This window comes from Vibrio sp. V42_P2S4T144, from assembly GCF_009904715.1.
GTDB lineage: Bacteria > Pseudomonadota > Gammaproteobacteria > Enterobacterales > Vibrionaceae > Vibrio > Vibrio alginolyticus.
The window spans coordinates 1-8639 of sequence record NZ_WXWS01000185.1 but is presented as its reverse complement, the minus strand read 5'-3'; the positions used below and the strand labels follow the sequence as shown (position 1 = coordinate 8639).

Annotated in this window: 9 protein-coding genes; 3 read left to right on the top strand and 6 right to left on the bottom strand. The window is 45.0% G+C overall.

The window, feature by feature from the left end:
* Nucleotides 1-1246: class I poly(R)-hydroxyalkanoic acid synthase (phaC, locus tag CAG68_RS06555; protein ID WP_161440938.1), on the top strand; the 1246-nt coding region annotated here is incomplete at its 5' end.
* Nucleotides 1247-1418: 172 nt separating this feature from the next.
* Here the strand turns inward: phaC and CAG68_RS06550 are convergent.
* From CAG68_RS06550 to napF, 6 genes are all read right to left on the bottom strand, one after another.
* Complete coding sequence (locus tag CAG68_RS06550) at nucleotides 1419-1553, bottom strand: TIGR02808 family protein (protein ID WP_005373546.1); 135 nt, start codon at nucleotides 1551-1553, stop codon at nucleotides 1419-1421.
* Nucleotides 1554-1564: 11 nt separating this feature from the next.
* On the bottom strand, nucleotides 1565-2143 hold the full coding sequence (locus CAG68_RS06545) for a NapC/NirT family cytochrome c (protein WP_005373542.1): 579 nt from the start codon (nucleotides 2141-2143) through the stop codon (nucleotides 1565-1567).
* Nucleotides 2144-2171: 28 nt separating this feature from the next.
* Complete coding sequence (locus CAG68_RS06540; RefSeq protein WP_005389061.1) at nucleotides 2172-2627, bottom strand: nitrate reductase cytochrome c-type subunit; 456 nt, start codon at nucleotides 2625-2627, stop codon at nucleotides 2172-2174.
* A 78-nt stretch (nucleotides 2628-2705) separates the two neighbouring features.
* Nucleotides 2706-5195, bottom strand: a complete 2490-nt coding sequence (napA, locus tag CAG68_RS06535; RefSeq protein WP_005389060.1) for a periplasmic nitrate reductase subunit alpha — start codon at nucleotides 5193-5195, stop codon at nucleotides 2706-2708.
* Nucleotides 5192-5500 (bottom strand): chaperone NapD, encoded by a 309-nt coding sequence (locus CAG68_RS06530; protein WP_005373535.1) that lies wholly within the window; start codon nucleotides 5498-5500, stop codon nucleotides 5192-5194. Before CAG68_RS06530 ends, napA begins: the two co-directional genes overlap by 4 nt.
* A 47-nt stretch (nucleotides 5501-5547) precedes the next feature.
* Nucleotides 5548-6033, bottom strand: coding sequence for a ferredoxin-type protein NapF (gene napF / locus CAG68_RS06525; protein ID WP_005373529.1), 486 nt, complete (start codon nucleotides 6031-6033; stop codon nucleotides 5548-5550).
* A gap of 247 nt (nucleotides 6034-6280) precedes the next feature.
* Between napF and narQ the strand changes: the two genes are divergently transcribed.
* Nucleotides 6281-8017, top strand: a complete 1737-nt coding sequence (narQ, locus tag CAG68_RS06520; RefSeq protein ID WP_025767926.1) for a nitrate/nitrite two-component system sensor histidine kinase NarQ — start codon at nucleotides 6281-6283, stop codon at nucleotides 8015-8017.
* A gap of 4 nt (nucleotides 8018-8021) precedes the next feature.
* On the top strand, nucleotides 8022-8636 hold the full coding sequence (locus CAG68_RS06515; protein WP_031777156.1) for a response regulator: 615 nt from the start codon (nucleotides 8022-8024) through the stop codon (nucleotides 8634-8636).
* Nucleotides 8637-8639 lie beyond the last annotated feature (3 nt).

Here is an 8639-nt window from a genome sequence, read left to right as displayed (position 1 = left end):
GGCAGGCTTAGAGCAGTTGAAAGAAGACGTTGAGTCGAGCGCAGACATTTTAAAAATTCGTATGACGAATAACAATGCATTCCGCGTGGGCGATGACGTTGCGACGACACAGGGCAATGTGGTTTTTCAAAACGAATTGTTTGAGTTGATTCAATATCGACCTCTAACAGAGAAAGTGAATGCGACGCCGCTGCTCATCGTCCCACCTTTCATCAATAAATACTACATCCTTGATTTAACAGCAAAGAACTCAATGGTTCGATGGTTGTTAGAGCAGGGGCATAGTGTATTTATGATGTCTTGGCGCAATCCAGGCAAGGCACAAGCGCACATAGAGTTTGGTGACTACGTGACAGAAGGCGTAGTGAAAGCCGTCGCTGCAATTGAAGATATAACAGGACAAGAGCAAATCAATGCTGCTGGTTATTGTATCGGTGGTACTGTTTTAGCAAGCACGGTTGCCTACTACGCTGCAAAACGTATGAAGAAGCGCATTAAGTCTGCCACTTTCTTCACCACGTTGCTCGACTTCTCTCAACCAGGTGAAGTCGGCGCGTATATCAATGACACCATTGTTAGTGCAATTGAAGCGCAAAATAACGCAAAAGGGTATATGGACGGCCGTTCCTTAAGCGTGACGTTTAGTTTACTGCGTGAAAACAGCTTGTACTGGAACTACTACGTCGACAATTACTTGAAGGGTAACAGTCCGGTTGATTTCGACTTGTTGTACTGGAATAGCGATAGCACCAACGTCAGCGCTGCATCTCACAATTTCTTGCTTCGCGAGCTCTATTTAGAGAACAAGCTGGTGCAAGATAAAGGCGTCAAAATTGGTGGAGTATGGATTGATCTAAATAAGATCAAAATTCCTAGCTATTTTGTGTCAACGAAAGAAGACCATATTGCGTTATGGCAGGGAACTTACCGTGGTGCGCTGAACACGGGTGGTAACAAAACATTTGTCCTCGGTGAGTCTGGTCATATTGCGGGCATCGTGAACCCGCCAGCTAAAAATAAGTATGGTTATTGGTTGAACGATAATTTGGATGACTCTGCTGATGAGTGGTTGAATAACGCGGAACACAAAGAGGGATCGTGGTGGACACACTGGAACGAGTGGTTACTCCAATTCAACCCTAAAGAGCAAGTTGAGCCTTTCCCTATTGGCTCAGAAAACCATCCGGTTATTGATGAAGCGCCAGGACAATACGTCAAACAGGTTCTGCCAGTAAAAGAATCTTAAACGACTCCCTATAGCAGTAAATATTAGCGGCCTTTATGGTCGCTTTTTTTATGTATGATTGCTTGTTTATGGTTGGCAAGTACCATTGAGCAATAAATAAAAAAAGCGCCGAGCATTTGCTCGGCGCTCAGTGTCAACAAATAGGCTAGTTGACGAGTAGAGATGCATTACGTTACACCTCTTTATCCTTACCAAATGACAGCAGCCAGAGAGAGATTGCTGCTACCGCCACAAAGCCGGAAAGAATAATCACTGGCATAGCACTGTAGCCAAGGATATGCCAAATTACAGATTCTAATGTACTCATGGTAAGTCTCCTTAGTGCCAGCCTTCAACGCCGCTCATGTCTGGTAGTTTGTGCGCAATACCTTTGTGACAGTCTACACATGTTTTCTCGCCTGAAGCGAGAGCGGTGGAGTGCTGTTCTGCCGCACGTGATCCTTGCTGAGAGTAATCCATGAAATCAAACTCATGACAGTTACGACATTCAAGAGAGTCATTCTTTTTCATACGTGCCCACTCTCGCTCTGCGAGGTGTCCACGACGCTCTTGGAACTTCTCTGGCGTATCGATCGTCTTGGTTACGAAGTGTGCAAATAGCTCTTTAGATGCCTGTACTTTACGAACGATCTTATCCGTCCATTCATGAGGAACGTGACAGTCTGAACAAATCGCACGAACACCAGATCGGTTGGAGTAGTGAATTGTTTCTTGAATTTCAGCAACGATCGGCGCGTGACAGCCAGAACAGAACTCTTCTGTGTTGGTTGCTTCCATACCTGTGTTGAATGCGCCCCAAAATAGAAGGCCACCAGCGAAGCCTAGAAATAAAACCACACCAGCGGCAGCTTTACTCGGGCTCGACAGTCTCTTCCAAAACGCTTTAAGTATTTTCATAAGTAACCTCTTAGTACTCGCGTTTCAATTACTGAAGCGAATCGACTGCCTTAAACTCGTTTTCCACTAGTGGTTTTGCATCCGTTTGTGGAACGTGACATTGTAAACAGAAGTAACGACGAGGAGACATATCTGCCAGTACCGCATCTTCTCTGTTTACATAGTGCGTTACGCTAATTTTAGTCGCACCTGACTCTTTTGCATTTTTCCAGCTATGGCATGCAAGACACTTGTTAGCATTTAACGAAATTTCGTAGTGACGAATGCTGTGTGGGATCAACGGTGGTTGATAAACATAGCTGTCTTCAACGATTTGATCTTTAGGGAAGTCTTTGAACTCGTCTGCTGGACGCGTATCTTCCAATTGAGACATTCCACGTAAAGATTCTAGACCACCAATACCACCTGGATTATCCAACTCAGCTTGCGCAATGCCTGTCACTAACGCACCTACAGATAAAACTGCGACAAGTAATTTTTTCATCATTTCATCTCCGCCTTTATGGCTTAAATTCTTTATTAGGCCGCCATAATGACGGCCGTAGCATTCAGTATCTGAAGGTTAAGCAATCTTAGTGATTTTGACTGGGCACTTCTTAAAGTCTGTCTGTTTAGACAGTGGATCAGTCGCATCTAGGATAAGCTTGTTAATCAAAATACGTGCATCAAAGAACGGTACGAATACCAAGCCTTTTGGCGGACGGTTACGACCGCGAGTTTCAACACGAACGCGTACTTCACCGCGTTTGTTTGCCATGAGTACTTCTTCACCACGACGAACATTGCGTGCTTTTGCGTCTTCTGGGTGCATGTAACACACTGCGTCTGGTACTGCTTTGTATAATTCAGGTACACGACGAGTCATGGTGCCTGTGTGCCAATGCTCAAGAACACGACCAGTACATAACCACATATCAAATTCATCGTTCGGTACTTCTGGTGGCGCTTCGTATGGCGCGGAAATGATCTTCGCTTTGCCGTCAGCATTGCCGTAGAAGTCCCAACCAGAACCTTCTTTCGCGTATGGGTCTGAACCTTCTTTAAAGCGCCACTGTGTTTCCTTACCATCAACAACAGGCCAACGTAGACCACGCACTTGGTGGTAGCGGTCGTATGGAGCCAAATCATGACCGTGACCACGGCCAAATGTTGCGTATTCCTCAAACAGACCTTTTTGAACATAGAAACCGAAGTGGTGAGCATCGTCATTCAGTTCACGAGCTTCTTCGATAGGGAATTTGTCGACGTTACCATTGCGGTAAAGTACGTCGTACATTGTTTTACCACGGTATTGAGGCGCTTTCGCTAGAAGCTCTTCAGGCCACACTTCTTCCATTTTGAAGCGTTTCGAGAACTCCATTAGCTGCCAAAGGTCGGATTTTGCTTGACCGACCGTGCCCACTTGTTGGTACCAAGCTTGAGTACGACGCTCTGCGTTACCGTAAGCACCTTCTTTTTCAATCCACATTGCGGTAGGAAGAATAAGGTCTGCTGCTTGTGCTGTTGCTGTCGGGTATGGGTCAGACACAACGATGAAGTTTTCTGGGTTGCGGTAACCTGGAAGACGTTCTGTGTTGATGTTTGGACCTGCTTGCATGTTGTTGTTACATTGAACCCAGTAACAGTTCAGAACGCCGTCATTCAGCATACGGTCTTGCAATACGGCGTGGAAGCCAGGTTTTGGTGGAATCGTACCTTCTGGCAGTTTCCAGATGTCTTCTGCAATCTTACGGTGTTTAGGGTTAGCAACCACCATGTCCGCTGGTAGGCGGTGAGCAAACGTACCAACCTCACGAGCGGTACCACATGCTGATGGTTGGCCCGTTAGTGAGAATGGGCTGTTCCCCGGAGTCGAGATCTTACCGGTTAGTAGGTGGATGTTGTAAACCAAGTTATTCATCCATACACCACGAGTATGCTGGTTCATACCCATTGTCCATAGAGACATCACTTTCGTGTTTGGATCCGCGTATTGCTTCGCAAGCTCGATAAGCTTCTCTTTCTCAACACCAGAGATTTCAGATGCTTTCTCTACTGTGTATGGCGCTACTGATTTCTTGTACTCTTCGAATGAGATAGAAGTGAGTTTGCCAGAGTTCGGGTTCTTCGCTGCTTTTTGTAGCGGATCATCGTCACGTAGACCGTAGCCTATGTCAGTGTCTGCTTGAGTGAAGTTCGTGTGTTTGTTCACGAAGTCCCAGTTTACTGCATCGTTTTCGATGATATAGTTTGCGATGAAGTTAGCAATTGCAAGGTCAGACTGAGGATTGAAAATGTAGCCGTGGTCTGCCAACTCAAATGAACGATGGTAGTAAGTAGAAAGCACGTTCACTTTAACGTGAGGGTGGCTTAGGCGGCGGTCAGTAATGCGAGTCCATAGAACCGGGTGCATCTCTGCCATGTTTGAGCCCCAAAGAACGAAAGCGTCTGCGTTCTCGAAGTCATCGTAACAACCCATTGGCTCATCGATACCGAATGCGCGCATGAAACCTACAACGGCAGAAGCCATACAGTGACGAGCGTTTGGATCAATGTTGTTTGATCGGAAGCCTGCTTTCATTAACTTTGACGCAGCGTAGCCTTCCATTACTGTCCATTGGCCTGAGCCAAACATACCTACGCTTGTTGGGCCTTTTTTCTCGAGGGAAGCTTTCCATTTCTCAGCCATGATGTCGAAAGCGTCATCCCAAGAGATAGGTGTAAATTCACCATCTTTGTGGAATTTGCCATCTTTCATTCGTAGCATCGGTTGAGTTAGACGGTCTTGACCGTACATGATCTTAGAAAGGAAGTAACCTTTGATACAGTTCAGACCTTTGTTTACTGGTGCTTCTGGGTCACCCTGTGTTGCTACCACTTTGCCGTTTTGAGTGCCAACAAGAACAGAACAGCCTGTACCACAGAAACGACAAGGTGCTTTGTCCCATGTGATTTTGGTTTGATCAGAGCTTGCAATCAGGTTGGCTGCAGATGCTGGTAGTGTCACACCTGCGACAGCAGCAGCTGATGCAGCCGCGTTTGCTTTCACAAACGCACGTCTTGTCATTTTCATACTTCACCCTCGATTTGGGAATGTTGTGTTCCAGTGTCTTCTTCATCCGTTTCTTCAAGCCCAGTTTCGATTTGGTGATAAACCAATACCGTGCTTAAGACGTTCGGTAAATTGTTAATGGCATCGATAGTGTCTGTGATGAAACCTTGGTTCTCAGTTTCAAGTACGACGATAATCTTGCCTTCAGGACTGTCACCATAGATTTCCGCATTTTCGTGTGCTTCTATCTTTTGTTTGATTTCGTCCAAATGTTCCGGCAGCACATGTACTACCAAACTTGAAATATGCACTTCATTTAGTGACATATAGCTCTCTCATTTATTTTTATTGCCTTTGGCCGACGACATTCGGCTTAGGCTGTTGTATTGCTCACATTGATGGATGAAGTCGGGCACACTGAAACACAGGCGCCGCAGCCGTTACACTCATCAAGGTCTAAATTGGGTTGTGCTACTTTCCCCAGTTCTAATTTGAACTGAATTGCCATCGGGTCGCACATATCCCCACAGCTTCGGCATTCGACATTTTGTTTTGCTAAGCAGTTATCGTTGATACTTGCTTTTGCTTGCCAAGGTTGTTCTGTTTCTGGCAAGAAAAGGGGCTCAGGACAGGCGTTTGCACATTGATAGCAAAATGTGCATTCATCGATGGAAAAATCGACCGAGGGGAATCCGCCATCACTTTTGGTTATAATCTTTGTTTCACAGGCCTCAATGCATTTACCGCAGCGAGTGCAATCGTCCGTAAACTGTTGCGGTTTAGTTAACCAAGGCAAACGTACGGCGTTGTCGGGGTGCGCTTTTCTTGCAAAGAGTCTTCTTCTGGAAAGGTCTACCACTTAGTCACCTCGAAACTTGGAACCCAAACTAAGCATAGTCCACAATTTTCATTAATAAACTGTCATTTAAACTAACGAAATTGTAGTTTTTGACATATTTGTATAAATACCTCTTAGGGGGTAAATGGTATGCAATATTGTTTTGGATCAATAAATTCCGTCGCAGGTGATCACATATTGATAAAGTTGAAAGGTAATGGGTTCATTGCACGTACAAATAGGATTGTTAATGGGCGAGGAACTCAGATTGTTTAAAAATGTGAAAAAGTCGGTGACGCGCACGATTGCGTCCGCGATGCTTCTTATTTTGCTGCTCTCAGTCGCTACGACTGGTTTTGCGATTTTTACGTTAGCGTCCAGTTTGAACGATGCTGAAGCCGTCAATGTTGCTGGCTCGATGCGAATGCAAAGCTACCGTCTGGCGAATGATATTCAGGTTAAATCTGTTGACTATTCTTCACATATTGACGCATTTGAACATTCGATATATTCACCTTCAATGAAAGCGCTTCAGCATTGGTCTGTGCCAGAAGACATCACTCACGATTACTACCGTCTTATTATCAGATGGCATGAACTCAAGGCGGTGCTTAGAGGAGACAACCCGGCAGAATATCAACTCCTAGTGGCCGGTTTTGTTGAACAAATCGATGAGTTTGTATTTAAGCTACAAAGCTTTTCGGAGCAAAAACTGATTAACTTAGCCTGGATCGGCGGGTTAGGGTTGGGTGGCATTCTTTGTGTCAGTATGTTTGTCGTTCATTTTGTGCGCCTCGAAGTTGTTCGGCCTCTGCGTGCTTTAGTTTTTGCTAGCGAGCAAATTAAAAATCGCTCATTTAATATATCGCTCAATGTATCTAGCGATAATGAAATGGGAATACTGACTCGAACCTTTAATCGGATGGCGACAGACCTTGGTAAGTTGTACCGAGGATTAGAACAAGCGGTTGATGAGAAAACACGTAAATTGCAGCATGCCAACCAGTCTTTAGAGGTGCTGTATGACTCGTCAAAAGAACTCACGGCGTCGCGTATTAATCAAGACAATTTCCAGGCGATTTTGCAGCATATCGTCAGTCTTGAGGGCATTAAAGCGGTCAAACTTGAAATCGAGCAGCTGGGAGAACCGAGCTGGATATTGATGGAAGGAGAAGAATGCTGCCAAGATTGTGATGAAGATTGCCACGGTAAAGCCCTGATGCTAGATGGTGAGCACTTGGGCTATTTATATTGGAAAGCAGGGTTACCTTGTCCGAACGAGGCTCTTATTGACAACTTCGTGCAGATTTTATCACGCGCCGTGTATTACAATCGGGCGCAGCGCCAAGCAGAACAAATTCTGCTGATGGAAGAGCGAGCCACTATTGCTCGGGAGTTGCATGATTCATTGGCTCAAGCACTCTCTTACTTGAAAATTCAGGTCGCTTTGTTGAAGAGAAGCGTAAAGAACTTGCCTGACGAAAAGGCGATCGCGCAGGCTAATCAAGTTATTGCCGAGCTAGATACGGGCTTATCTGCCGCTTATACGCAGTTACGCGAGTTACTGACGACGTTTCGTCTTACGATTAAAGAGGGCAGTTTTGGCCAAGCATTGCAAGACATGGTTGAAACGCTCAGTGAACAAACTGCTGCGGACATTACGCTAAAAAATAGACTTTCATCAACTGAACTGGATGCACATCAGCAGGTTCATTTACTACAGTTGATAAGAGAAGCGGCAATTAATGCTATCAAACATGCGCAAGCAGATAATATTCACATTCAATGTCTCGATAATGATGGAAAAGTCACAGTAACCGTTAGCGACGATGGAATAGGCTTTGAACATCAAGACGAAAAATTAAATCATTACGGTATGAGTATCATGCAAGAGCGGGCCGCTAGACTGCATGCCGATCTTCACATCGAAGCATCGATAAACAAAGGTTGTACCGTAAAATTAGAATTCCAACATAGTAAGGAAGTAAACAGTGACAGTGTGTAAAGTAATGCTGGTGGATGATCATCCACTCATGCGAAGAGGTATCCACCAGCTTTTAAGCTTTGAGCCTGAGTTTGAGGTCATTGCAGAAGCAAGTAATGGCGCGGATGCAGTAGCGAAAGCGCATGAGCTGGAACTGGATCTTGTACTTCTTGATCTTAATATGAAAGGCATGTCTGGCCTTGATACTTTGCAAGCACTGCGTGCAGATGGCTGTGAAGCCAGAATTGTCATTCTAACCGTTTCGGATAGTCCAGCAGATATAGAAGCAATAGTTCGAAGTGGTGCCGATGGCTATTTATTGAAAGACACTGAGCCTGATGAGTTGGTTGAGTTGCTAAAACAAGCACATCAAGGGGACAAGGCATACAGCCAAGAAGTTTCTAAGTATTTGAGTGAACGTTCAGAGCAAGAGGACGTGTTTGATACACTGACCGATCGTGAATCGCAGATCTTAAGAGAGGTGGCAAGAGGTTTCCGCAACAAGCAAATTGCCGATCGTCTTTTTATCTCTGAGTCTACGGTTAAAGTACATATGAAGAGTTTACTTAAAAAGCTACAAGTTCCTTCTCGTACTGCAGCAACCGTCCTTTATCTTGAGCGCTTTGGCGACATCAAATAACAT